The 24,055-nt window shown below is 57.1% G+C and carries 21 protein-coding genes and 1 pseudogene; 7 read left to right on the forward strand and 15 right to left on the reverse strand.

Annotated elements, in window-relative coordinates:
* The first annotated feature begins 13 nt into the window (after nucleotides 1-13).
* Nucleotides 14-1,099: a sn-glycerol-3-phosphate import ATP-binding protein UgpC gene (locus V6936_RS05180; RefSeq protein ID WP_003800053.1), complete on the forward strand. Its 1,086-nt coding sequence runs from the start codon at nucleotides 14-16 to the stop codon at nucleotides 1,097-1,099.
* A gap of 75 nt (nucleotides 1,100-1,174) precedes the next feature.
* Here V6936_RS05180 and V6936_RS05185 read toward each other — a convergent pair whose 3' ends face one another.
* The 6 genes from V6936_RS05185 to V6936_RS05210 all read right to left on the reverse strand — a co-directional run bounded on the left by V6936_RS05185 (nucleotide 1,175) and on the right by V6936_RS05210 (nucleotide 7,710).
* Nucleotides 1,175-2,299 carry a branched-chain amino acid ABC transporter substrate-binding protein gene (locus V6936_RS05185; RefSeq protein ID WP_336579529.1) on the reverse strand — a complete coding sequence of 375 codons (1,125 nt, stop codon included), beginning with the start codon at nucleotides 2,297-2,299 and terminating at the stop codon, nucleotides 1,175-1,177.
* A gap of 155 nt (nucleotides 2,300-2,454) precedes the next feature.
* A complete protein-coding gene (locus tag V6936_RS05190; RefSeq protein WP_039943084.1) occupies nucleotides 2,455-2,922 on the reverse strand; it encodes a Dps family protein in 468 nt (155 codons plus the stop codon).
* Between the two features lie 332 nt (nucleotides 2,923-3,254).
* The gene (locus tag V6936_RS05195) at nucleotides 3,255-4,220 is read right to left on the reverse strand and encodes a LysR substrate-binding domain-containing protein (protein ID WP_336579530.1); all 966 of its coding nucleotides are present in this window, start codon (nucleotides 4,218-4,220) and stop codon (nucleotides 3,255-3,257) included.
* Between the two features lie 159 nt (nucleotides 4,221-4,379).
* The gene (gene recG / locus V6936_RS05200) at nucleotides 4,380-6,461 is read right to left on the reverse strand and encodes an ATP-dependent DNA helicase RecG (protein WP_131071788.1); all 2,082 of its coding nucleotides are present in this window, start codon (nucleotides 6,459-6,461) and stop codon (nucleotides 4,380-4,382) included.
* Between the two features lie 12 nt (nucleotides 6,462-6,473).
* Nucleotides 6,474-6,860, reverse strand: coding sequence for a Rid family detoxifying hydrolase (locus tag V6936_RS05205; protein ID WP_003800063.1), 387 nt, complete (start codon nucleotides 6,858-6,860; stop codon nucleotides 6,474-6,476).
* A 73-nt stretch (nucleotides 6,861-6,933) separates the two neighbouring features.
* Nucleotides 6,934-7,710, reverse strand: coding sequence for a ferredoxin--NADP reductase (locus tag V6936_RS05210; RefSeq protein WP_131071787.1), 777 nt, complete (start codon nucleotides 7,708-7,710; stop codon nucleotides 6,934-6,936).
* A 299-nt stretch (nucleotides 7,711-8,009) separates the two neighbouring features.
* Here V6936_RS05210 and V6936_RS05215 point away from each other — a divergent pair, with 299 nt between their 5' ends.
* The 3 genes from V6936_RS05215 (at nucleotide 8,010) to V6936_RS05225 (ending at nucleotide 11,597) form a co-directional block, all read left to right on the forward strand.
* Complete coding sequence (locus tag V6936_RS05215) at nucleotides 8,010-9,053, forward strand: Fe(3+) ABC transporter substrate-binding protein (protein ID WP_003800067.1); 1,044 nt, start codon at nucleotides 8,010-8,012, stop codon at nucleotides 9,051-9,053.
* A gap of 94 nt (nucleotides 9,054-9,147) precedes the next feature.
* A complete protein-coding gene (locus tag V6936_RS05220; protein ID WP_003800069.1) occupies nucleotides 9,148-10,812 on the forward strand; it encodes an ABC transporter permease in 1,665 nt (554 codons plus the stop codon).
* A complete protein-coding gene (locus tag V6936_RS05225; RefSeq protein WP_336579532.1) occupies nucleotides 10,809-11,597 on the forward strand; it encodes an ABC transporter ATP-binding protein in 789 nt (262 codons plus the stop codon). The genes V6936_RS05220 and V6936_RS05225 overlap by 4 nt, the downstream gene beginning before the upstream one ends.
* An 85-nt stretch (nucleotides 11,598-11,682) precedes the next feature.
* On the opposite strand, the gene V6936_RS05230 is transcribed toward V6936_RS05225, so the two are convergent.
* The 7 genes from V6936_RS05230 to V6936_RS05260 form a co-directional block, all read right to left on the reverse strand.
* On the reverse strand, nucleotides 11,683-12,261 hold the full coding sequence (locus V6936_RS05230) for a GNAT family N-acetyltransferase (protein WP_336579533.1): 579 nt from the start codon (nucleotides 12,259-12,261) through the stop codon (nucleotides 11,683-11,685).
* 159 nt (nucleotides 12,262-12,420) lie between these two features.
* A complete protein-coding gene (glnA, locus tag V6936_RS05235) occupies nucleotides 12,421-13,833 on the reverse strand; it encodes a type I glutamate--ammonia ligase (RefSeq protein WP_059317635.1) in 1,413 nt (470 codons plus the stop codon).
* A 226-nt stretch (nucleotides 13,834-14,059) separates the two neighbouring features.
* The gene (gene hemW, locus V6936_RS05240; protein ID WP_240208700.1) at nucleotides 14,060-15,274 is read right to left on the reverse strand and encodes a radical SAM family heme chaperone HemW; all 1,215 of its coding nucleotides are present in this window, start codon (nucleotides 15,272-15,274) and stop codon (nucleotides 14,060-14,062) included.
* A 4-nt stretch (nucleotides 15,275-15,278) separates the two neighbouring features.
* Entirely contained in the window at nucleotides 15,279-15,890 is a 612-nt protein-coding gene (gene rdgB, locus V6936_RS05245; RefSeq protein ID WP_131071783.1) for an RdgB/HAM1 family non-canonical purine NTP pyrophosphatase, read from the reverse strand.
* 153 nt (nucleotides 15,891-16,043) lie between these two features.
* A complete protein-coding gene (gene rph, locus V6936_RS05250) occupies nucleotides 16,044-16,781 on the reverse strand; it encodes a ribonuclease PH (protein ID WP_059317637.1) in 738 nt (245 codons plus the stop codon).
* A 29-nt stretch (nucleotides 16,782-16,810) separates the two neighbouring features.
* Complete coding sequence (locus tag V6936_RS05255) at nucleotides 16,811-19,432, reverse strand: AAA family ATPase (RefSeq protein WP_336579534.1); 2,622 nt, start codon at nucleotides 19,430-19,432, stop codon at nucleotides 16,811-16,813.
* Complete coding sequence (locus V6936_RS05260) at nucleotides 19,422-20,540, reverse strand: metallophosphoesterase family protein (protein ID WP_131071781.1); 1,119 nt, start codon at nucleotides 20,538-20,540, stop codon at nucleotides 19,422-19,424. The genes V6936_RS05255 and V6936_RS05260 overlap by 11 nt, the downstream gene beginning before the upstream one ends.
* Nucleotides 20,541-20,893: 353 nt before the next feature.
* On the opposite strand from V6936_RS05260, the gene V6936_RS05265 reads away from it, so the two are divergent.
* The gene (locus tag V6936_RS05265) at nucleotides 20,894-21,826 is read left to right on the forward strand and encodes a YicC/YloC family endoribonuclease (protein WP_240208702.1); all 933 of its coding nucleotides are present in this window, start codon (nucleotides 20,894-20,896) and stop codon (nucleotides 21,824-21,826) included.
* 595 nt (nucleotides 21,827-22,421) lie between these two features.
* A pseudogene (gene nudC, locus V6936_RS05270) lies at nucleotides 22,422-23,212 on the forward strand (NAD(+) diphosphatase).
* On the opposite strand, the gene V6936_RS05275 reads toward nudC, so the two are convergent.
* Nucleotides 23,193-23,648: a MarR family winged helix-turn-helix transcriptional regulator gene (locus V6936_RS05275; protein ID WP_003800086.1), complete on the reverse strand. Its 456-nt coding sequence runs from the start codon at nucleotides 23,646-23,648 to the stop codon at nucleotides 23,193-23,195. The pseudogene nudC and the gene V6936_RS05275 sit on opposite strands and share 20 nt — an antisense overlap.
* Nucleotides 23,649-23,708: 60 nt before the next feature.
* Nucleotides 23,709-23,855 carry a hypothetical protein gene (locus V6936_RS05280; RefSeq protein ID WP_336579535.1) on the reverse strand — a complete coding sequence of 49 codons (147 nt, stop codon included), beginning with the start codon at nucleotides 23,853-23,855 and terminating at the stop codon, nucleotides 23,709-23,711.
* A gap of 43 nt (nucleotides 23,856-23,898) precedes the next feature.
* On the opposite strand from V6936_RS05280, the gene V6936_RS05285 reads away from it, so the two are divergent.
* Nucleotides 23,899-24,033, forward strand: a complete 135-nt coding sequence (locus tag V6936_RS05285) for a hypothetical protein (RefSeq protein ID WP_268885619.1) — start codon at nucleotides 23,899-23,901, stop codon at nucleotides 24,031-24,033.
* Nucleotides 24,034-24,055 lie beyond the last annotated feature (22 nt).

Here is a 24,055-nt window from a genome sequence, read left to right on the forward strand (position 1 = left end):
CAGGCTTTATTGAATGGCTAGCTTACGATTTGAAGGCGTCAAGAAAACCTACCCGAACGGGACGGTCGTTATTCACGGCATTGATGTGGACGTGAACGATGGCGAGTTCGTGGTCATTGTGGGCCCTTCCGGCTGCGGGAAATCGACCTTGATGCGTATGGTGGCAGGCCTGGAATCCGTTACGGCGGGCCAGGTTCTGATTGACGGTAAAGTAGTCAATGATCTGGAACCGGCTGAACGCGACATCGCCATGGTGTTTCAGAACTACGCCCTCTACCCTCATATGTCGGTCTTTGACAATATGGCCTATGGTCTGAAGATCCGGAAATTCTCCAAGGACGAGATCAAGCAACGGGTCAATGCGGCGGCGGCCATTCTGGAGCTGGGTGCGCTGCTTGAGCGGCGTCCCGGCCAGCTATCCGGTGGTCAGCGCCAACGGGTGGCGATGGGGCGTGCGATTGTGCGTGAGCCCAAGGTGTTTCTGTTTGATGAGCCGTTGTCAAACCTGGATGCCAAGCTGCGAGTCCAGATGCGCCTGGAAATTCAGAAGCTGCATCGTCGCCTGAAAACCACCAGTCTGTATGTGACGCACGATCAGATTGAGGCCATGACCTTGGCTGAGCGCATGATTGTGATGAACCAGGGCATGCCCGAGCAGATCGGCACTCCGGTCGAGGTGTTTGAAAAACCGGCCTCGGTGTTTGTGGCCACGTTTATTGGCTCGCCGCCCATGAACCTTTTACCGGTGCAAGTGAGCGAGCAAGGTCAGATTCTGCAGGACAATGGCCAGTCTGTGCAGTTTGGCCCTGAGATGGTGCCTGCCTCCGTCCGAGGCCGCAAGGTGTTTTTGGGCATTCGCCCTGAACACATCAGGCTGCATGTGCCGGGTGTGACGACGCAAGTTGAAATGGTCGAAGTTCTGGGCTCCGAGCAGCTCTTGCATCTGGGTTGTGGCGACTACCGCATTATTGTGCGCTGTCCGATTGAACAAACGCGCGAGTATCCGATTCAAATTGGGGAGGCCATCCAGATTGGTCACATGCCCCCCCACCCTTTGCACTGGTTCGATCGCGAGACGGGGTTGCGCATTGATGCCTGAATGGGCTTGGGCGCAAAACCTTAATAAAAAAAACCGACCTTCGGGTCGGTTTTTTTTGCACACAAGTATCAGAGATTACTTGCTGTAGACCGATTTGCTACCGTCTGCGTGCCAGCTGAACACATCAAATTTGAAATCGTTCAGGTCGCCCTGCTTGTTCCAGCTGATAAGACCGATAGGTGTTTTCACACTGTTGGCATGCAGGTACTCTGCCACCTTGACGGGGTCGTCAGCGCCAGCGCCCTTGATGCCTTCGGCAATAGCCAAGGTGGCAGCATAGGCGGACAACTGGAACGCACCGCTAGGATCGCGCTTCTTGTCCTTGAAGGCTTGTACGATGGCCTGGTTGTCGGGATCTTGCGAGAAGTCCGCAGGCAAGGTCAGCAGCATACCTTCCACGGCCTTGCCGGCAATGGCGTTGATATCGGGGTTGCCTACCCCTTCTGGGCCCATGAAATGAACTTTCACGCCTTGCTCAGCTGCCTGACGCAGCAACAGCCCCATTTCGGGGTGATAGCCGCCAAAGTACACGAAGTCCACACCTGTGGATTTCAGTTTGGTGATTACAGCCGAGTAATCACTGTCGCCCGCATTGATCCCTTCGAACAGGACCACGTCCGTACCGGCTTTTTGCAGTTCAGAGCGGACCGAGGCGGCAATACCCTGACCGTAGGACTGCTTGTCGTGCAGCACCGCTACTTTGGTGGGTTTGATCTGTTCCAGAATGAACTTGGCAGCAGCCGGACCTTGCTGATCATCGCGACCGATGGTGCGCAGGATCATTTCATAGCCTTTGCCATCGGTGACCGCAGGAGCCGTAGCCGATGGGGTGACCATCAATACGCCTTCGTTGTTGTAAATGTCCGTGGCCGCGATGGTCGCACCCGAACACACGTGGCCGACAACATAATGGATCTTGTCATTCACGATACGGTTAGCGGCGACAGGCCCTTGCTTGGGTTCGCAGGCGTCGTCAACAGTGACCAGTTCGAGCTGTTTGCCCAGAACGCCACCGCTGGCATTGATCTGTTCGATGGCTGTGTCGACACCTTGTTTGACCATATCGCCGTATTGGGTGACCGAGCCTGTAAAAGGGCCCGCCAGCGCGATACGGATATTGTCAGCGTGAGCAGCACCGGACAGGAGCAGACCCGTTGCCAGGCTCATGGCCGCTGCAACAGGAGTGAAACGAATTTTCATAGAAAACACCTCCGTGAATATGCAGGAAAGCATACACCGATAACGAGGCTTTATGCCTGCCTTGCGGCCCAATTCAGGGTTTTCTATAGTGGAAAAAAGAAGGGCCACCTTGCGGCGGCCCTTTTTCTTGCGCTTGGACAGCGACAACGAACGAATTACTGCAGCAAACTGCGCAGCATCCAGGCGTTTTTCTCGTGCACGTCCAGACGCTGGGTCAACAAATCAGCCGTGGGCTGGTCGTCGGCAGAGTCGGCGCGATCAAAAGCCGTACGGGCGGTACGAGCCAGCGCTTCGTTACCCTTGACCAGCAATTCGATCATGGTGGTGGCATCCGGCACGGAAGTGGGCTGCGTAATCGAGGAGAGCTTCTGGAATTCGGCGTAGGTGCCTGGCGCGTAATGACCCAACGCGCGGATACGCTCAGCGATGTCGTCCAGGGCCTGCCACAGTTCCGTGTACTGGGTCATGAACAGCTCGTGCAGAGTCTTGAACATGGGGCCAGTGACGTTCCAGTGGAAGTTGTGTGTCATCAGGTAGACGGTATAAGAGTCGGCCAGCACCTTGGACAGCTCATTGACCACCGCAGCACGATCTGCCGTGGAAATGCCGATATCAATCTTCAGCGCGCTGCTGGTGGACGTCGCGGGGGCAGCGGGTTTGGTGGCGGCCGGTTTTGCAGCCGCCGGTTTACGGGCGGCGGCGGGTTTGGCCGCCGTTGTAGCAGGCTTTTTGGCGACGGCCTTTTTAGCAGTCACTTTCTTGGCGGGGGCCGGTTTTGCTTCAGCCTTTGCATCGGCTGCAACTGCGACCTTGGTATCAGTGTTCGGGGCTTCTTCGGCCTTGTTGACCTTGGCGGTTTTACTCACTGCTTTCACGGCTTTTGCCATAGTGGACTCCTGTTAAACAGAGGGCTAAATAAATACTGAAGCAGAATAACACGCAGTGGCTGCGCGGCTTACGCTAGTTCAGGATACGGGAAATTGCTGTTGTATTCGACTTTTAAGTAGTTCACACAAGCTAACCCGCTTTCCATGATCCCACGGGTCAGCGCATCAATGGCCGAGAGACGTGGAAAACTTTTGCGCCAGACCAAGGCAATGCGCCGATCTGGAATGGGTTTTTTGAAGGGAACGTAGGCCAGCAGTTCGTTAGCCTGTCCCGGGGCCGTCAGTGAACTGGCAGGCAGGACCGTCAAACCGATCCCGGTGGCGACCATATGTCGGATGGTTTCCAGCGACGATCCTTCAAAGGTGCGCTGTATCCCTTCACTGGAGGCCGAAAAACGGGATAGCTCGGGGCAGACATCCAGCACCTGGTCGCGAAAGCAGTGGCCGGCGCCCAGCAGCAACATGGTTTGGTCTTTCAGTTGCTCGGGGTCGATTTCCTTACGCTTGGCCCAAGCATGATCATGCGGCATAGCCACCACAAAGGGTTCGTCATACAGCTCGCGGATGACCAGACCTGTCTCGGGCAAAGGCAGGGCCACAATTGCACAATCAATCTCACCTTGACGCAGCAGCTCCAGCAGGCGCACCGTAAAATTTTCCTGCAATAACAGCGGCATTTGCGGAGTCAGTTCGATCTGCTTGGGAACCAGCTTTGGCAGCAGATACGGCGCTACGGTGTAGATAATGCCCACGCGCAATGGACCGGCCAGGGGATCATGGCCCTGTCGGGCAATTTCGCGCAAATTGGCCCCCTCTTCCAGGACCTTCTGTGCCTGGGTAACAATACGCAGCCCGATCGGGGTAATCGCCACTTCGGGCCCGCCACGCTCGAAGATGACCACGCCTAATTCGTCTTCCAGCTTCTTGATGGCCACCGATAAGGTGGGCTGGCTCACAAAGCAGGCTTCGGCGGCACGCCCAAAATGGCGTTCGCGTGCCACGGCAACGATGTACTTCAGCTCGGTCAATGTCATGACAATTCCTTGTGCAAAACAGCATTAAGACCTTGGGTAAAGAGCGCTGGCCGGACAGGCTGAGCATCTTCACCACAATACAGGGGCGCCTATGGCGCCATATCCATCCTGCCTGGCTTAGCACGCCGTAAACGGTGAAGCTTGTAGGCAGGCTCATGGTCAACTACGCAGTAACTCTTCCCGTCCCTTCATCCAGCGCTGCAAATGCTGGTGAGCGTGGTCTGGATAATCACGTCGAAAGGAGCTGGCCAAGTGTTGGGCCTGTTCGATCAGGTCCTCATCAGACTGCAAACTGGCAAAACGCAGGCCGGCCTGTCCGGACTGGCGCATGCCCATAAACTCGCCAGGGCCGCGTTGTTCCAGGTCGCGGCGGGCGATCTCAAAGCCATCCGTGGTTTCATACATGGCCCGCAAGCGCAAGCGGGCCACTGCCGAGAGCGGTGCCTGGTACAGCAGCACACAAACGGACTGGATCTGCCCGCGCCCTACCCGACCGCGCAGCTGGTGCAGTTGAGCCAGACCGAAACGCTCGGCATGCTCAATAATCATCAAAGAAGCGTTAGGGACATCCACCCCCACTTCGATGACGGTCGTGGCGACCAGCACGTCCAGATTTCCGCTGCGAAAGGCTTCCATGACCTCCGCTTTTTCTGCCGAGGACAAACGGCCATGAATCAGGCCGATCCGCAAAGGAGCCAGGGCTTGTTCCAGCGCCGCATGGGTGTCGACAGCGGTTTGTAACTGCAGGGCCTCGCTTTCCTCGACCAGGGGACAAACCCAATAAGCTTGTCGTCCCTGCGCGACTTCGGCTCGCACGCGGGCCATGATCTCATCACGACGATTGTCCGCCGCCAGTTTTGTGATGATGGGACTGCGCCCGGGCGGCAACTCGTCAATCGCGGACACATCCAGATCCGCAAAAAACGCCATGGCCAGCGTGCGCGGGATAGGGGTCGCACTCATATTGAGTTGGTGGGGCAAATAGGCTTGGCCTTTGTTGTCCTGTGCATCGCCCTTGCGGTTCAGCTCCAGACGCTGGCCCACTCCAAAGCGGTGCTGCTCGTCCAGGATCACCAGCCCCAGCTTATGAAACTGAACATTGTCCTGAATCAGGGCCTGAGTGCCGATCGCCAGACGGGCTTGCCCAGAACGAATGGCCTCATACGCAAGGCGTTTGGCCTTCACGCCCAAACTGCCGCTTAACCAGGCTAGTTCCACGCCCAGCGGTTCCAGCCACGTACGCATTTTCAGATAGTGCTGCTCGGCCAGGATCTCTGTGGGTGCCATCAGGGCTACCTGGAAACCGCTGGCAATGGCCTGCACCGCAGCAATAGCCGAGACAATGGTTTTTCCGCTACCCACGTCGCCTTGCAAAAGCCGGTGCATGGGATAGGAGCGCTTCAGGTCCGCACTGATCTCTTTAACGCAGCGCTGCTGAGCTGCCGTCAGGCTAAACGGCAAGGAGGCCAGCAAGGATTGGAGCAAATCGCTCTTGGCTTCACGCATCGGCCTGGCGCGTTGAGCCTGACGGGCCGCGCGAGCTTGCGCCAAGGAGAGCTGCTGAGCCAACAGCTCATCAAACTTGATGCGGCTCCAGGCGGGATGGCCCTGCTCGAACAATTCGTCGTAGCTGAGCTCTGGCGGCGGGTAATGCAAGAGCCGGATGGCCTCGTTAAACGGCATCAGGCCATATTCGGCACGGACTTGCTCGGGAAGTGTGTCGCGCAGGTCCGCGGTATTGAGCGCATCGGCAATGGCTTTGCGCAGTTGGGTCTGACTCAAGCCGTCCGTGGTGGGATAAACAGGCGTTAGTGCGCGCGCCAGGGGTTGGCCGGCTTTGGTGACTTTGGGATGCACCATTTCCAGGCCATGAAAGCCCTGGCGCACCTCGCCACGCACCCGCAAGGGCAAATCGCTTTGCAGTTGTTTGAGCTGGCTGGGATAGAAATGCAGCCAGCGCAAGGCCAGCTCGCCACTTTCATCGGCAATACGGGCATGCAGTTGCGCCCGAGGCCGAGCCTGGACATCTGTGCTGAGAATACGTCCTTCGATCTGCGCCATCTTGCCGGGGTAAAGATGGGCAATAGGCTCGACCTGGGTTTCGTCCTCGTAGCGCAAAGGCAGATGGACCACGAAGTCGGCAGGCTCTCGCAGACCGAGCTTTTCAAATTTCTGGTCCAGACTGAGCGCTTTACGGGGCGCAGTCCGTTTGGCCTGAGGCGCAGGCCGACCTGCGGTCATGGCAATACGTCTTTAGAAATTGAGGATTGCCTCGACCTCGAACTGAGCGCCTTTGGGCAGGCTGGCCACACCGATGGTCGAGCGTGCGGGGAAAGGCTGCGGAATCAGTTCGGCCATGATGGCATTGGCGCTGGCAAAGCGGGACAGGTCTGTCAGAAACAGCGTCAGTTTGACGATGTCGGTCAGGCTGGCGCCAGCTTCTTTGACCACGGCTTCCAGATTGGCGAATGCCTGACGTACCTGACCTTCAAAATTTTCAGATACCAGTTCGCCGGTGGCCGGCTCCAAACCGATTTGACCAGACAGAAACACGGTCTTGCCGCCCGATGCAATGATGGCCTGAGAATAAGGGCCTACGGCAGCCGGAGCGGCGTCGGTGAAGACAACTTGCTTAGTCATAAGAAACCTCTGATGAGTGTTGTACTATCAGAGTTTAAGCGCCTATAGCTAAAATTAACAGATCTTGGCGTGATTATTTTTCCACGAAGGCGCGTTCAATCACGTAGTCGCCGGGTTGTCCAACACCAGGCGATACTTCAAAGCCGCGCTCATCGAGCATGGCGCTGATGTCGGCCAACATGGCGGGGCTGCCGCACAGCATGGCGCGATCCTGAGCAGGGTCCAACGGGGCAATGCCCAAATCCTGGCACAGCTTGCCGGTTTCGATCAGTTCCGTGATGCGGCCCGTATTGCGGAACGCCTCGCGCGTAACCGTGGGGTAATACAGCAGCTTTTCGCGCACCATCTCGCCAAAGTACTCGTTTTGGGGCAGCTCGTGCTGGATGAAATCCGAGTAGGCCAATTCGCTCACATAGCGAACACCGTGTACCAGGATCACTTTCTCAAAGCGCTCATACGTGTCCGGATCTTTGATGATGCTCATGAAAGGAGCCAGACCGGTGCCCGTGCCAAACAGGAACAGATTGCGCCCGGCCCGCAGGTCGTCGATGACCAGCGTGCCCACAGGCTTGCGGCTGACCAAAATGGTGTCGCCTTCTTTCAGGTGCTGCAGGCGCGAGGTTAATGGGCCGTCCGGCACCTTGATACTGAGAAACTCCAGGTTCTCTTCGTAATTGGCGCTGGCGATACTGTAAGCACGCATCAGCGGCTTGCCATCGACTTCCAGACCGATCATGACAAAGTGCCCGTTATGAAATCGCAGGGCGGCGTCGCGGGTAGTGGTAAAGGAGAACAAGGTGTCGTTCCAGTGGTGGACGCTAAGCACTTGTTCGGTATTGAAAGCTGCCATGGTAGTTATCGTGTAAAGGGGCCACAAAGCCCGGATCAGTAAGCAAATATCTGCCCATTGTACCGAGTTCAGCAGGTAAATCCATGCTCGAACATCAATGCGATTTGATCGCAATCAGGACAAACCATTAAGTTTTCAGACGGGGAATTGTCGCTCTCCGGGCGGGCTGCTGAACCGCAGATTTGACTGTTTTGCGTACTGACTGCCCAAATAATTCTTGCCTACTTCCTGCATACGTTTGATAATCATTCACATTTTCCGGCTTTAAGCTAACTGCGCCTGTTTCTGGAGTGTTGATGATGCGCTTTACTCTTCGTAGTCGTGCCCTGACCCAAGCCCTGCTTCTGTCCGCGATGGGTACTGTGTCGATGGCGGCTTTTGCTTCTGGCGAAGTCAATCTCTACACCACCCGCGAACCCGGACTGATTACTCCTCTGTTGGAAACCTTTAGCAAAGACACGGGTGTGAAGGTCAATACCGTGTTTGTGAAAGATGGCCTGATCGAGCGTGTCAAGACAGAAGGTGACAAATCCCCTGCCGACATTCTGATGACGGTAGACATTGGCAATCTGCTGGATCTGGTCGAAGCGGGTATTACCCAGCCGGTGGAATCCGCAGCCCTGGACAGTGCCATTCCCGCCAATCTGCGCGGCGCGGACAAACAATGGTATTCCCTGTCCTTGCGTGATCGCGTCGCTTATGTTGCCAAGGACGTGGATGTGAAAAGCATTCACTACGAAGATTTCGCCGACCCCAAGTGGAAAGGCAAAGTGTGCATCCGTTCGGGCCAACACCCTTACAACACGGCCTTGGTCGCCGCCATGATTGCTCATGATGGGGCCGAAGCAACGGAAAAATGGTTGCGTGGCGTCAAGGACAATCTGGGTCGCAAAGCCGCCGGAGGGGACCGTGACGTTGCCCGCGACATTCTGGGCGGGATTTGTGATATCGGTATCGCCAATGCCTACTACGTGGGCCGCATGAAAAATGCCGAGCCAGGTAGCGACGCCTACAAATGGGGGGAAGCCATTAATGTGGTGCGTCCCACCTTCGCGGATACCAAAAGTGGCGGCACGCACGTGAACATTTCCGGTGCGGCGGTGGCTAAGCATGCTCCCAACAAGGACAATGCCGTCAAATTGCTGGAATACCTGGTTTCCGAGAAAGCGCAGAGCCTGTATGCCAAGGCCAATTACGAATACCCCGTGCGCGCCGGTGTTGAACTGGACCCGGTCGTGGCCAGCTTTGGGCCCTTGAAGGTCGATCCCTTGCCGCTGACTGAAATCGCCAAGCATCGCAAGCAAGCCAGCGAGTTGGTGGATAAAGTTGGCTTCGACAACTAAAATCGCCCTACTCTTTTTCTACGACCGCCAGCTTTGAGAAATCAGAGCGGCGGTCGTCGCGCATTGAAGCGCCTGTAACACCTAGCCTTTCATAATGCCCTTTTTTCGTCGTCTGCCCCTTTGGTCCCTGGCCGCTGCTGTGATTGCCCTGATTGTGGCTGCGCCTGTGATTACCCTGCTGACCCACGCCTTAGGCGGCTCGACCGAGCACTGGTCGCACCTGTTCCAGTTCGTGTTGCCCCACGCCATGAGCAATACCTTATTGCTGCTCCTGGGGGTGGGAGTGGTGGTCAGCTGTTTAGGGGTGGGCGCTGCCTGGCTGATTACCGCCTACGAGTTTCCAGGCAGGCGGGTTCTGCAATGGGCGTTGCTGCTGCCTTTGGCGGTCCCGACCTATATCGTGGCCTTTGCTTATCTGGATTTGCTGCATCCGATCGGGCCGATTCAATCGGCCATACGCTATGTGCTGGGTTACAGCAGCCCGCGTGAATTTCGTCTGCCGGACCTGCGCTCCCTGGGCGGGGCCATTTTTCTGCTGGGCTCGGTGCTCTATCCTTATGTTTACCTGAGTACACGAGCCATGTTTGCCACTCAGTCGGCCAGTCTGCTCGAAGCGGCACGCATTATGGGGGAGTCCGGACGCAGTGTCTTTTTCCGGGTTGTGCTGCCGATGGCCCGCCCCGCGATTGCTGTGGGCGTCAGTCTGGCCTTGCTGGAAACCTTGAATGATATCGGCGCTTCCGAGTTTCTGGGTGTGCAGACCTTGACGGTATCGATCTACACCACCTGGGTGACCCGTTCTGATCTGGCAGGTGCCGCTCAAATCGCTGTTTCCATGCTCTGTCTGGTGGCGGCCTTGATCAGCATTGAGCGTTATGGCCGTCGTCGCCAGGCGTATTCCAGTAATCAACGCTCCGAGCCTATCCGACCCACTCGGTTGAAAGGCTCGGCGGCCTGCATCGCGATTGCCTTGGGTGCGGCCCCCGTGCTGGTAGGGTTTGTGGCTCCTTCCCTGTATCTGCTTAACGAGACAATCAAACATGTGACGCAAACCGGCGGCATCTCGGCGCAACTGCTCAACAGTGCCTGGAACACCCTGTATATCGCTGCCCTGGCTACGCTTGCGACTCTGTTCTGTGGTCTCGTGGTTGCCTGGGCTGCCCGCGCCGTCCGTTCGGGACGCAAGCCTCGTCTAGCCCGTTTTCTGGCCGGTGTCAGCAGTCTGGGCTACGCCATTCCCGGGACGGTGTTGGCGATTGGTCTGTTGACTCCCCTGGTGATGTTCGATTCTTTTTACAACCAGCTCCTGTCCTGGTTGGGCATTTCGTCAAGCGGACTGCTCTTGATGGGCTCTACTCTGGCCTTGGTGCTCGCGTATACCTTGCGCTTTCTGGCGATCTCGATTGGCGGCATCGAGGCTGGCCTGGCTCGTATTCCCGCTTCCTTGGAGCAGGCCTCCCGCCTATTGGGTGAAACGCCGGCCGGCACGCTCAAGCGCGTGCATTTGCCTTTGCTGCGCCCGGCCATGGGTGCGGCTGCCCTGCTGATTTTTGTGGATGCCATGAAGGAGCTTCCGGCTACCTTGCTGCTGCGTCCGATGAATTTCGAGACCCTGGCAACCTGGTTGTATGCGGAAGCGGCGCGGGGAACCTATGAGGAAGGCGCGGTGGCGGCTCTGGCCATTGTGCTGGCCGGTTTGATCCCCGTTATTTTATTGGCTCGTACTCAATTGATGGCCTCTGGCCCACGCGCATCATGAATGATTTTCTGGATTTACAGGCTATTACCCTGTCCTACGATACGTCCGAGGGATTTCGGCCGGTCGTCGACCAACTCAGTTTGCACCTGCCACAAGGGGAAATTGGCTGTTTGCTTGGCGCGTCCGGCTGTGGCAAGACCACGGTTCTGCGTGCGATCGCCGGCTTTGAGCCTTTGCGCGCCGGGCATATTTTGCTCAATGGCCGTGTGCTATCCGCTGTTTCTCAACAGGTTCCACCGGAAGACCGGCATGTCGGCATGATGTTTCAGGATTACGCGCTTTTCCCTCATCTGACCGTAGAGAACAATGTGGCGTTTGGCCTGCGCAAATGGGGCCGGAACGAACGACAAGAGCGGGTACACGACATGTTGGAGTTGGTGGACCTGTCCCGCTTGGCACAGCGTTATCCGCATGAGTTGTCCGGTGGTCAGCAACAGCGTGTTGCTCTGGCGCGAGCGCTGGCTCCCAAGCCGTCCTTATTATTGCTTGACGAGCCGTTTTCCAATCTGGATGTGGATACCCGTGAGCGGCTGGCCTTTGAGGTCCGCGAGATTTTAAAAAAGGCCGGCATCACGGCAATATTGGTGACGCATAACCAGGCAGAGGCCTTCGCGATTGCTGACCGCATCGGCGTGATGCAGGCGGGCAAAATTATCCAATGGGATACGCCCTACAGCCTGCATCATCATCCCGTGAATGACTTTGTCGCGGACTTCATCCGGCGGGAGGCCATTATGGCGCAGCGTGCCCAGGCCTTTTTACGTGGGGAGCCCGTGGCACTGTGACTGGGGTCGCGTTCTCCCGCGCCGCGCTGCGGCCCTGACCGAACAGGGCGCCCTTTTCTGTCTGTGGGCGTTGCACGCTGGATTGCTACAAACCTAAGCGCCTAGCCGGGTGGTCTTGATGAGCATCCATACTGCCATCGACGGGAGTCGCTGGCTTGACCATGTCAATATGAGCAATGCCATCTTCGTCGTAGATTTCACCGACGGGTTCAAACCCTAAAGATCCGTAGAACTTCTGCAAATGAGCCTGTGCGCCAATGCGAATATCCTCGCCAGGATATTGAGCATGCGTAAATCGTATGGCTTCAGCCACTAGGGCGTAACCGATCTTCAAACTGCGAAACTTGGCCACAGTCAGGACGCGGCCAATGGACGGTTCGGCATACTTCAGTCCCGGCTCGACAACGCGGGCATAGGCCGCCAGCTCTCCATCCTTGAACACCGACAAGTGCCAGGCAGTCAGATCCAGACCGTCTACTTCCTGATAGGCGCACTGCTGCTCCACCACAAACACGGCTTCGCGAACCTGGATGAGGGCGTACAGCTCCCGAGAGGAGATATCATCCAGTCGTTTCCATTGAAAATCCAGAGCCATCTTTACTTCCATATCAATAGGGTTTGCGTGACTGCGTAGGGTCATGGTCTGAGCGCGAGTCGCAAGCATAAATTGCCAGAGCCCAGGCGCTCCGGGCGGCTTGAACAGCGCGGTTACTGAGGCTGCGGATTGCTCAGTGACAGCGTTTCTGCGTTTGCCGTGTCCATAAAAAGAGCGGCCGAAGGCCGCTCTTTTTGACCGCACTGGCACAAGCCAGCGCCCGCGATCTTACAGGCTGTAGTACATGTCGAATTCGACCGGATGCGGCACCATGCGCAAACGGGTGATTTCGGCTTGTTTCAGTTCGATGAAGGCATCCAGCATTTCGTTGCTGAACACACCGCCCCGGGTCAGGAACTCGCGATCCTTGTCCAGAGACTCGATGGCCTGTTCCAGAGAAGCGCACACGGTTGGGATCTTTGCATCTTCTTCGGGAGGCAGATCGTACAAGTTCTTGTCGGCAGGATCGCCAGGATGGATCTTGTTTTGCACACCGTCCAGACCGGCCATCATCAAGGCCGAGAAAGCCAGATAAGGGTTGGCCATTGGGTCGGGGAAACGTGCTTCCACACGACGAGCCTTGGGGTTGCTGACGTAAGGAATGCGGATCGAGGCCGAACGGTTACGGGCGGAGTACGCCAGTTTGACCGGTGCTTCAAAGTGCGGAACCAGACGCTTGTAGGAGTTGGTCGTGGGGTTGGTGATGGCGTTCAGAGCGCGAGCGTGCTTGATGATGCCGCCAATGTAGAACAAGGCAAACTCGGACAGCCCGGCGTATTCATTACCTGCAAACAAGTTCTGGCCATCTTTCCAGATGGACTGGTGAACGTGCATGCCCGAACCGTTGTCGCCCACGACAGGCTTGGGCATGAAGGTTGCCGTTTTTCCATATACGTGAGCCACGTTATGGATGGTGTACTTCATGATCTGGTTCCAGTCTGCGCGCTCGACCAGGGTCGAGAAACGCGTGCCGATTTCCAGCTGACCGGGAGCCGCCACTTCGTGGTGATGGATTTCAACAGGAACGCCCTGCTGCTCCATCAACAGACACATTTCTGCGCGCAGATCGGCAAAAGAGTCTGTGGGTGACACAGGAACGTAACCGCCTTTGACCCCTGGGCGGTGACCCAGGTTGTTGCCATTGAGTTCCAGACCGCGCGACCAAGGGGCTTCTTCGGAGCGAATCTTCACGAAGCTGCCCGACATGTCGTCGTTCCAGGTAATCCCATCGAACACGAAGAATTCTGGCTCGGGACCAAAGTACGCGGTATCGCCCAGGCCGCTGGAGCGCAGGTAGGCTTCGGCACGCTTGGCCAGCGAACGGGGATCGCGGTCATACCCTTTCAGGTCGGACGGTTCGACCACATCGCAGGTCAGAATCAGGGTGGGCTCTTCACGGAACGGGTCCATACGCGCGGTTTTGGCGTCCGGGATGAGCAACATGTCCGAGGCTTCAATTCCTTTCCAACCAGGCAAGGAAGAGCCGTCAAACGCGACGCCGGACTCAAAGCGATCCTCGTCCACCGCGTGTGCGGGGGTGGTCAAGTGGTGCTCACGGCCCAGGGTATCGGTAAAGCGGAAATCGACAAACGTGATTTCGCGTTCGGCGATGATCTTCAGAACATCTTCGGGGGTGGACATGGTTACTCCAGCGTCAATGACGTTAACAAAAAGTGAGGAGGAGTGGCGCGGATCATTGTGTAACCCACTACGGCAGGTCTTAATTACGTTTACCGGGATCAGATCTGAATTGATCCAAACAGGCCGATTTCGATAAAGTAGTTATGGCATAGGACTTACCAGAAATTAATTGTAGAGCAATTGTGCAGATGCACAATAAAAAATGTCTTAAATAAACAATTAAATGTCAGGAACCTGCATCAGGAAGGAATGCTTCCTGTAAGTCATTTAGAAAGCGCCAGCCTAAATCCGTAGTTCGAATACGCAGCGGATCGGCAGCCAGCAAACCTTTTTCAATATTGCGCCTGATGGTGGGCAGGATCTGTGCCAGTGGCACGCCCGTGCGCTCCTGAAAGTATTGGGACGGCACCCCGGCTTTCAGACGCAACGCGTTCAGCATGAACTCAAAGGGCAGGTCCTGAGGGGACACACGCGCATTGTGCGCATAGTGGCTGCCATCCCGTTTGACGGCGGTCTGCATCCACTGGGCTGGGCTGCGGGTCGTGGCGGTACGAATAATACGGTCGTGAAAGGACAATTTGCCATGCGCACCGGGACCGATACCGATGTAGTCGCCAAACTCCCAGTAATTCAGATTATGGCGGCTGTGACCACCCCGCTTGCTGTAGGCGGATATTTCATACTGCTCCCAGCCGCGACTGGTCGTCAACTCGATCAGCCTGTCCTGCATGGCCGCGCTGTCATCGTCATCAGGCAAGGCAGGCGGATATTTGGCAAAGACGGTATTGGGTTCCAGCGTCAAGTGATACAGCGACAAATGCTCCGTTTCGTAAGACATGGCTTGCAAGATGTCGTGTTCGGACTGGGCGGGTGTTTGCCCCGGCAAGGCGTACATCACGTCCAGGTTCACGCGGTCTACCGCTTTCAGGGCGGCCTCGATGGCCTGGCGTGCTTGCTGACTATCGTGAATGCGTCCGAGCGCTTTCAGGGCCTGATCGTTAAAGCTTTGGATGCCCAGAGAGATACGGTTTACGCCACTGTGCGCATAGTCCATGAAACGCGAGGCTTCCGAAGCGCCGGGATTGGCTTCCAGTGTAATTTCAGCATCGGGCAGCAGGTTCAGATGAGCGCGCAGCATGGCCAACATGCGGTCCAGCGCCTGGGCCGATAAAAGACTGGGTGTGCCGCCGCCGATAAAGACGGAAATGACCTGTCGGCCCCAGACCAGGGGCAAGGTTTGCTCCAGGTCGGCTTGCAAGGCGTCCAGGTACTCGTTTTCGGGCAACTGCGCCGGTGCTTCGTGTGAGTTGAAGTCACAGTACGGGCACTTGCGGACACACCAGGGCACATGCACATAGACCGATAAGGGAGGCAGGCTGGGCAAGAGAGTCGCCGGCCCCGAGCCGGGCCGGATTCGTACTTCGGGAGAAAAAACGCTCATGTCTTTACTCGGCCGCAAGACGATGCAGCAACGCTCGCATGGCCTGCGCCCGATGGCTATATTGGTTTTTCACCTCGGGCGCGAGCTGTGCAGCGGTTTGCCCAAGTTCGGGAAGATAAAAGTGCGGGTCATAGCCAAAGCCGTGCTCGCCGGCGGGCTGATCCTGAATCTCTCCTTCCCAGACCCCTTCAATCACGATGGGCCGTGGGTCCTGAGCATGGCGCACATACACCAGAACGGCCACATAACAGGCGCGGCGGTCGCTTTGTCCTTGCAGACGCTGGACCAGCAAGGCGTTATTGGCAGAGTCGGACTTCTCACCACCTAGCTCGCGAGCGGCAAATCGGGCGGAGTACACGCCGGGGGCTTCGTCCAAGGCGCGCACGCACAGGCCAGAGTCGTCAGCCAAGGCGGGCAAACCGCTTAACTGGCTGGCATGACGGGCCTTGGCCAGCGCATTCTCGATAAAAGTGGCAAAGGGCTCCTCGGCTTCGGGAATGTTCAATTGGCCTTGCGGAATCATGCTGATACCGGCCTGGGCCAGGATGGCGGAAAACTCCTTGAGCTTGCCGGCATTGTTGGAGGCCAGGACAACACGCTTGGATGTAGTGTTCATAAGTGGCAACAGGCGGCAAAGCGCCCTGTTCAGTAAAAAGGACAAAGCGCCGTGCCAGGCAGTGTGTGCTGCATGGGACGGCGTCCCAATAGCGGTTTGTCCCGCTGCCTGGCGGTGTCGCGCAGGGAGCAGGACAGACCCGTTTCATCGTGATCAGCCCTGCAAGGCCTGTTTCTGGGCTTGCATCAGCTCGGCAATGCCCTGCTCGGCCAGATCCAGCAAGCGGTTCAAGGTGGGGCGCGCAAAAGTTTGGCCTTCAGCGGTGCCCTGCACTTCCACCAGATTGCCGCTGCCTGTCATGACGATATTCATATCCACGCCGCAGGCGGAGTCTTCCAGATAGTCCAGATCCAGCACGGGGTGGGATTCGAATACACCGACCGAAACGGCCGCCAATTGATCCAGAATGGGCGAGGCTTGCAGTTTGCCCTGCTCTTGCAGGTTGCGTACCGCCAGACTGGCGGCAACCCAGGCACCGGTGATGCTCGCGCAGCGGGTTCCGCCGTCGGCTTGCAGCACGTCGCAGTCAATGTGAATGGTGCGCTCGCCCAGAGCTTTCAGATCGAAGACGGCGCGCAGGCTGCGGCCAATCAGGCGCTGAATTTCCTGGGTGCGGCCATTTTGCTTGCCACGGGCCGCCTCCCGGTCGGAACGGGTGTGGGTGGAGCGTGGCAGCATGCCGTATTCCGCGGTTACCCAGCCCTGCTCCTTGCCTTTCAGAAAGGGAGGCACTTTGTCGAGCACGCTGGCATTGCACAGAACATGGGTCTCGCCCAAGCGGATCAGCACCGAACCTTCGGCGTGACGAGTGAAACCAGTCACCAGTTCGACAGGACGGCATTGTGTGGCAGATCGACCCGAGGGGCGTGCAATCGTAGCGTTTTCAGACAAGGCTAGGCTCCGTACAAAATTGAAAACATCTATTGTACGCCTTGCGGCACGGGCCGTAGCGCCACTCCCATGTCCATCCACTTGTCGGCCTGGCAGGTGAAAAGCAGGATCTGATGGCGCTGGGCAGCGTCGTGAATAATGCGCTTCATGGCTCCCAGGCGATCGTTGTCACTGTGGACCAGCACGTCATCCAGAATCAGCAAGGTAGGACGGCCTGCCTGTTGCAGCAAATCCGCATAGGCCAGACGGGCAATCAGGCCGATTTGCTCGCGTGCGCCAAAGCTCAGGCCATCAATATCGTCGGCCAGGCCTTGCCCACTGTCGCGCTGCAGCCAGCGTGGAGCCAGGTGCTCGTCCAGCTCGACGCGTGCTTTGCCCAGCAGCAGGCGTAGATAGTGGTTGATATGCTTTTGCAAGGGTTCGTGCAGTTGCTGGGTCAAGGCGCTGCGCTGTTCACGCAGTACAGATAGCAACAGCCGTAGCGCTTGCACGCGGCGTTCGTACGCTGTACAGCGGCGCCGACAGTCGTTCAGTCGCAGCACGGTCTGATCGATTTGTTCTTCCAGACCTTGGGCGCCGTGCGTTTCCAGCTTGGTTTGCACAAGCTGGGCAGCCAGGCAGGCCTCGTTGTAGCTCTGCTCCTGCTGTTGGGCGCTGCGCTCCAGCCGCTGCAAGTCTTGTTCCAACACGGCCAACGGCAGGGAGGCAAGTTCAGCGTCCAAGGCTTTCTGATCGGCCAGCAGTTGATCGCGTTGCAGGCGCAACTGTCCCCACTGCTGTTCGCGCTCCTGCTGCGCCCGCTGGCGTTGCGGGTCCGCCCATTGCTGTTCCAGACTATTGGCTTCGGCCTGGGCCTGTTCCAGACGGGCCTGAGTGCGGGCAACGGCCTCGCGGGCATCATGCCACTCACTTTCGAGCGCCCGGTACTGCTGCTCAGCCAAAGTGGCAGCTTGGACGATACGGCTCAATTCCGACGCCTCAATCGCTTCGCCTTGTGGACGCAGCGGTGCGAGGCGCTGTTGGGCTGCCTGAACCAGACCTTGCAAATGTGCTTTTCCTTGCGGAGCCAGCGCTTTCATGGAACTGCGTAACAGTCGGTCCTGTTGTTCTTGTTCCCGATATTGCTCGCGGCGGCGTTCCAGTTCTTCCAGGCTTCTTCCGCCCAACTGTCCAAGTGCCTGTGCGTATTCTTGCTGAGTTTTCGCCAACTGCTGTTGCACTTTACCCAGGTCTCGACCACCGGGAATGATGCGTAGCTGGCCCATTCCGGGCAGTTCAATCAGGGTGCTGACGCTCAGGTGAGCGCGGTGTCGGCCTTGAATGGATTCGCCATCCAGCACCAGACTGGCTCCGTCTTGCAGTTCGATCTGCACTTCGGTGGAAATCGTCTCCAGCTGGTGTTGCAAGCGCTGAATGAGCTGGTGCTGCTGACGCAATTGCTCCAGGGCCTCGTCGGCGATTTTCAGCTGCACCAAGGCGGCACCGCATTGCGCCAGTTGGGCTTCCAGCTTACCCAGTTCCTCCAACTGCCCTTGCATCTGCTGCAGCTGCTGCTGTGTGCTGTCAAAGCTGGCTTGATCTTGAAACCATTGTTGCCAGGTACGGGCGCGTTCCTGCTCCTGCAGACTGGCGTCTTTATGGCTGCGCGCCTGCTGCAGGCGCTGGCTCAGGCTGCTGAGCAGGCTCTGTTCCAGCTCCAGCTTGGCACGCAGGGATTTCACCTGCTCAGCACGCTGACTACGTTGGCTGGCCCACTCCTGGTCGCGTTCCCCGGCTTGTTGATAGAGCTTTTCACGCTCCGCCAGCATGGTCAGGGTTTGTTGCAACTCTTTGGCTCGCTCCTGCAATTGGCGGGCTTGAAGCAACTGAACCTGTACCTGTTTGGCCTGCTCACGCAGTTGTTCCCAAGGGCGCTTCGCTTCGGCGTGGGCAATGTGCTTGCGGGCCTGCGCCAGTTCGTCCACCCATTGCTGATATTGCTGCAAGGCGGATTGCTGGCTCTGCAACTGGTCTTCCAGCTCCTTGGCTTCCTTCTGCGCTGCCAACCAGACGCCACGAGGCTGTCCTTGAGCCTGGGTCACATATTGGTCCAGCTGTTGCTGGGCCTGTTCGATCAGATAATCCCCGTCTGCACTAGTCAGATCGGCAATTTCGCTACCCAACGCCTGCTGCAGGGTGCCGCTGGCGTGCTCGACCGAGCTACGCAGGTCCTGGCCTTGCCCTTGCTCAATCCACAAAAGGCCCGGCACACCCCAGTTACGGGGCTGACTACTGCCTTTGGCGGCATACTCAAACCCCATTTGCTGGGCCAAGTACTGCTCGGCCTCATCATTATCCAGATGCTGATTGCCTATGTATAAATCGCAGCGTTTGCGCTTCAGGAAACGCTTGCTCAGGCGCATGTCCTGGCCGTTCAGACTGAAATCCAATTCGATTTCTGGCGCGGCCGATGAATCGCCCCAGGGCAGGATTTTTGTCAGACTACCGGTGCCATAACGCTCGAAAAACACCGTACGCAGGGCTTCGGCCAAGGTGCTTTTACCCGCTTCGTTCGGCGCGCTGATGATATTCAGGCCCGGTTCCAGCTTGTCCAGTGATACAGGCTGGCGAAAACGTTTGAATTGTTCAACACGTAAAGACTTAATGTGCATGACCACCTTCCTTGTCGCGCAGCAGACTGGCCAGAATCAGCAAGGCATCCTCGGCAGCCTGCTGCTGGCTGCCGTGACGCAGCGCCTGCAATTGGTTCAATGCGGCCTGCAGATAGCCATCCGCTTGCAAGGCATCCAGGTCTTCTTCGGAAGGCGCCAGCCGCAAGGCCTCGCGCTGGCAGTCCCAGGCGCGGCACCGGGCCTGGGACTGTCCCAGAAGACTCTCCAGCCGCTCAAAACCACTCAGGCTCAACTGGCCTGATAGTTCCAGCTCCACCACGCTTTGATCGGCCAACGCATTGAGCTCCCGCTCCAGCAGGTCCAGATCCGTGTCGTCATTCAGATGGTATTGAATGCTGCGCCACAGGTGCTGCGCAACCGGCAAGGCTTGAACGACGGGCGTGGCGCCCGGTTCGCTGATGTCCACCAGCAAGGCCTGGCCTGAGTCATTATCCCGAAAGCGATCCGGCTCGGGCGTACCGCTGTAGTAACAGCGCTCGTTGACTTTGACCGTGCCGTGCCAGTCGCCCAGTGCCAGATAATCCAGCTTGGCGCGTTGCACGCGGTTTTGGTCAATCAGGTTATGGCTGTCCAGATGTTCCAACACGCCGCTGACACTGCCGTGCGCCAGACCCAGGCGCCAGTAACCGGCCGGGCTTTCCGCCTGATCGAACCAGTCGCTCAAATCCTGGTAGGTCTGGCGCTGAGTCAGGGGGGCCGGCAGGACGGCGACCTTGAGGGAGTCCAACAGAAACAGCTCGGGCGCATCGAGCACATGCACATGATCGGGAATGCAGTTCAGGCGCCGGGCCCGTGTCCAGACACTTTCGCTCAGAGCCGCATCATGATTACCAGGCAGCAAAAGCCACGGCCCTTTGAATCCGGCCATGGCATTGAAGCTGCGGCGCAGATTGCGATCACTCAAGGTCTGGGAGTCGAACACATCACCCGCCACCATCAGCAGGTTCACGCGATGCTCGGTGGCCAGCGCGGCCAGCTTCTCGATAGCCTTGAAACGCGCCTCAGCCAGGGCAGCCGCGTCCTCCAGCTCAAAGCGCGCGTATTGGCGCCCGATTTGCCAATCGGCGGTATGCAAGATTCGTAGCATGACAGCTTGCCTTAAAAAAGAGCCTCCGTGTTGCACCGGTGAACTGCCGCCCTCTTGGTAGGAGCGCTAGTCATGCAGGAGCAATTCGGCGGTTACGCCCAAAACCCAGGCCCCTATCTGGGACGGCCACACCTCAGGGAGGGAAGGCTCCGTGGGGCAGACAGGCGGTAAAAAACGGTCACCACCCTGCTTCCCTGCCCTGCCTTTGCGGTACGGATGGGAGTGTAAGGACAAAATTGGCCGCCATCGGCCAAAAGCCTAAAGTATAGAGCTTTGCAGACGCTTGGGGAGCCGCCAAAGCCGGGGCGTAAGAGTACAATCGGTGGCTTTATTCCATTCTTAAAGTGACCCCCATGATCCGTAGCATGACCGCGTTTGGCAGTGCCAAGGCCGAGTCCGAAGCAGGCACCATCACTATCGAGATGCGTAGCGTCAACAATCGCTTTCTGGACCTGAATCTGCGTTTGCCCGAGGAGCTGCGTTTTGCGGAGAATCTGCTGCGTGAGCTGGCCGCACAAGGCGTACAACGCGGCAAGCTGGAGCTTCGGGTCAACTTCGCCCGCAGCGGAAGCGATCAGCAACGCACCCTGGATCTGGAAGCGGTCGAGCGCACGGCACAGATGCTGCAGATTGCCCGCGTCAGCATTCCCGATCTGCCGGCACCGGAGCTGCAAACCTTGTTGAGCAATCAGAGTGGTAATAGTTCGGGCATGGACCCGGAGTTATGGTTGCCGATGATCAGTGAGGCTTTTCAGGCTGCTTTGCAGGATTTTCAGGCCACAAGAGAGCGAGAAGGCCAACGTCTGGCTCAGGCCATGCTGGAAATCCGTGAGGATATGAGTGCGATTGTCGACGAAGTTGAACAGCACTTGCCGTCCATTTTGACCGAGCAAAAGAACAAGATCGCCAGTCGTTTACACGATGCCTTGCTGCAAGCCAGCCCCGACGGTTTTGCCCTGATATCGGGGGAAGAGTTGTCAGCACGGGTGGCGCAAGAGGCGGCTGTTTTTTCCCTGCGTATTGATGTGGCGGAGGAACTGGCTCGTTTGCGTTCCCACTTGAGTGAACTGGAATTGATCCTGAACGGAGACGTGCTTGCCGCTCCCGGCAAGAAAAGCGCCCGGCAAGGCAGTACCGGCAAACGCTTGGACTTTCTGTTTCAGGAGATGAACCGAGAGGCCAATACCTTGGGCTCCAAGGCCGTTAGCATGGACATGACACGGGCCTCGATTGATCTGAAGCTGTGCATTGAGCAGTTGCGAGAGCAGACTCAGAATATTGAGTAGCAAGGGGCCTGCTGCCTTTAGCTGCTGAGGGGTTTGCTTTTTTCAGCCACGCAGCACCGCCCCGTCTCCTGGTAGGCCATTTTTTCTCCAAAAAGCCGTCTTGCTCAAAGCAGACGGTTTTTTTTTGAGTCTTTTTGCAGCCTATCCCAATAAGATAGTCTCGTTTTTTTAAAGTGGCCTGATAAATTGACGAAACAACATAAACACTTTATCAGCCGCCTTAATATATAAAAATAAAATAGGATTTTTAAAAATAAAAAATTAAAACAAAAAATCGACCATGGTTTTTTCAATAATAAAAAAATATTTGGGATTGAAAATTAATTTTCTTTTTTTAATTGATTTTCAGTTAACCATATGCCCACTAACTAGTATTTTTCAACTTTTCCCCGCTTATTTTCTTGAGAGCTTGAACACCAACGCAAGCTTTTTTCCTGTTGCTGCCCGTTTTAGGACCGCAGGTTTTTGCTACGCCCTACCCCGCCTCTCCACTTTTTCAGCGGTGATTTTCTTCGCTGTTTTGCGTCCCGTACCTTCCCGTACAATAGCGGGCTCGGTGCTTCGCTTAGGCGGCGTATTAAAGGACAGGAAACACATGAATTTCATTTTTCGTGGAAATGAAATATTGGTCAGCAGTCAAGACGGACAGGCCTTGATTCCCGCCAAACCCGCGCTGGATATCCCACCGGCACAATGGCATGCGCTTTTTTCGGGAGAGGATTGCCAGGATTTTGCCTGCCATGTAGCTGCACAGACTCCTGCTCCCGATGGCTTTGCCTTTCGTCCCCTGCGTGGCGTTCTGTCGCAACTGGACGAACTGGCCAGCATCGCCAACCGGGCGTTCCAGGTATCCGAGTGGGCTCGAAGCCATCGATACTGTGGTGTGTGTGGTTCGGCCATGGAGCGTGTAAAGCATGAATTGTGCTTTCGTTGTACTTCTTGTGGCTTCTCGGCTTATCCCCGAATCTCCCCGGCCATGATGGTGCTGATCCGCGACAAGAACCGTATCTTGCTGGCCAGCCACTCCACACCTATGCAACGGCGCGCTACACCGCCCTGGCTGGTTTTGTGGAGGCGGGAGAAAACCTGGAAGAAGCCATTCACCGCGAGGTCATGGAAGAAGTGGGGCTGCGCGTGGACAATATCCAGTATTTCGGCAGCCAGTCCTGGCCGTTCCCGCATTCGTTGATGGTGGCTTATACCGCCGAGTATGCGGGCGGGGAATTGTGTATCCAGGCAGACGAAATCAATGATGCGCGCTGGTTCGGGCCAGAGGACGCCTTGCCCGACCTGCCCCATACGGACTCCATTGCAGGTCGTTTGATTCGGGCCAATCTACCGGGTCAGGCTGCTTGCAGGCGTCCAGTCAATTTGCCAGATGCGTAGCCATTGAGCGCAACATACGGCCCAAATCCTGGCGCTCGTCCACGGTCAGAACAGACAGGGCGTTGTCAATCATTGCCTTGGCAGGCGGCCAGACCTGCGCGTAGCGCTCGCGACCTGTGTCGCTCAGAAAGACGCGCATGTAGCGACTGTCCGTCTCATCCGTGCGACGCTGCACCAGCCCACGATCCTGCATTTGGTCAAGCACCCGACTGAGGACTGGCTGATGGACCACAATAGCCTTGGCAATTTCTCCTATGCTGCACCCATCCTTATCCCACAGGTATTGCAGCACCCTGAAATGCACGTAGGTCATATTGTGTTCACGCAGGGTGGTGGATCTAAGGGTCTGGTCCAGCTTGTAGATAATGGTGGCCATTTGAAAAGCCATATTGGTCTCTACATTGCTGTCCAGGATGGAAACGGGGGATTTGCTCATAATGCCTTGGTGAAGTCTGTCCTGCGGGTACCGCCTCAGGAAAGCAGAGCCGTCAGTATACTAGCCCAGCCATGTGTAGGAACGAGGGCGCAAGCCATCAACAAGACAATGCCCCAGTTGGACGCCAATGACCCTTTCCCCGAACTGACAGGACGTCATGTGCTGGGCATCGCGGCGCGCCTGGCGCAGCATGATTCCGGTATGCATCAGCTACCCCTGAGGGCAGATTCTGTACACTCACAGCGGCTGCATGACCGTGACTCTGGATCAACACCTGTGTTTGTTGCCGCCAAGCTGCTTGATCTGGATTCCGGCTCTGCTTGCCCCTCAGGTACAACTGAGCGAACAGGTCAAGTACCGCTCGGTTTATCTGGCCGCGGATTGAGAGCAGCCGCCACGACAGCATC

The sequence above is a fragment of the Alcaligenes sp. CHO6 genome (genome assembly GCF_037120595.1).
In the GTDB taxonomy this organism is placed as follows: domain Bacteria; phylum Pseudomonadota; class Gammaproteobacteria; order Burkholderiales; family Burkholderiaceae_B; genus Alcaligenes; species Alcaligenes ammonioxydans.

Excerpts from the sequence above, each read along its gene's own strand:
- V6936_RS05205 (WP_003800063.1), bottom strand. The coding sequence starts at position 6,860 with ATGACTAAGCAAGTTGTCTTCACCGACGCCGCTCCGGCTGCCGTAGGC.
- V6936_RS05225 (WP_336579532.1), top strand. The coding sequence starts at position 10,809 with ATGAATGATTTTCTGGATTTACAGGCTATTACCCTGTCCTACGATACG.
- V6936_RS05185 (WP_336579529.1), bottom strand. The coding sequence starts at position 2,299 with ATGAAAATTCGTTTCACTCCTGTTGCAGCGGCCATGAGCCTGGCAACG.
- V6936_RS05230 (WP_336579533.1), bottom strand. The coding sequence starts at position 12,261 with ATGCTTGCGACTCGCGCTCAGACCATGACCCTACGCAGTCACGCAAAC.
- V6936_RS05260 (WP_131071781.1), bottom strand. The coding sequence starts at position 20,540 with ATGCTACGAATCTTGCATACCGCCGATTGGCAAATCGGGCGCCAATAC.
- V6936_RS05280 (WP_336579535.1), bottom strand. The coding sequence starts at position 23,855 with ATGCATACCGGAATCATGCTGCGCCAGGCGCGCCGCGATGCCCAGCAC.
- V6936_RS05275 (WP_003800086.1), bottom strand. The coding sequence starts at position 23,648 with ATGAGCAAATCCCCCGTTTCCATCCTGGACAGCAATGTAGAGACCAAT.
- V6936_RS05210 (WP_131071787.1), bottom strand. The coding sequence starts at position 7,710 with ATGGCAGCTTTCAATACCGAACAAGTGCTTAGCGTCCACCACTGGAAC.
- V6936_RS05255 (WP_336579534.1), bottom strand. The coding sequence starts at position 19,432 with ATGCACATTAAGTCTTTACGTGTTGAACAATTCAAACGTTTTCGCCAG.
- hemW (WP_240208700.1), bottom strand. The coding sequence starts at position 15,274 with ATGAGCGTTTTTTCTCCCGAAGTACGAATCCGGCCCGGCTCGGGGCCG.
- glnA (WP_059317635.1), bottom strand. The coding sequence starts at position 13,833 with ATGTCCACCCCCGAAGATGTTCTGAAGATCATCGCCGAACGCGAAATC.
- V6936_RS05180 (WP_003800053.1), top strand. The coding sequence starts at position 14 with ATGGCTAGCTTACGATTTGAAGGCGTCAAGAAAACCTACCCGAACGGG.
- V6936_RS05265 (WP_240208702.1), top strand. The coding sequence starts at position 20,894 with ATGATCCGTAGCATGACCGCGTTTGGCAGTGCCAAGGCCGAGTCCGAA.
- rdgB (WP_131071783.1), bottom strand. The coding sequence starts at position 15,890 with ATGAACACTACATCCAAGCGTGTTGTCCTGGCCTCCAACAATGCCGGC.
- V6936_RS05285 (WP_268885619.1), top strand. The coding sequence starts at position 23,899 with ATGACCGTGACTCTGGATCAACACCTGTGTTTGTTGCCGCCAAGCTGC.
- V6936_RS05220 (WP_003800069.1), top strand. The coding sequence starts at position 9,148 with ATGCCCTTTTTTCGTCGTCTGCCCCTTTGGTCCCTGGCCGCTGCTGTG.
- recG (WP_131071788.1), bottom strand. The coding sequence starts at position 6,461 with ATGACCGCAGGTCGGCCTGCGCCTCAGGCCAAACGGACTGCGCCCCGT.
- V6936_RS05215 (WP_003800067.1), top strand. The coding sequence starts at position 8,010 with ATGCGCTTTACTCTTCGTAGTCGTGCCCTGACCCAAGCCCTGCTTCTG.
- V6936_RS05195 (WP_336579530.1), bottom strand. The coding sequence starts at position 4,220 with ATGACATTGACCGAGCTGAAGTACATCGTTGCCGTGGCACGCGAACGC.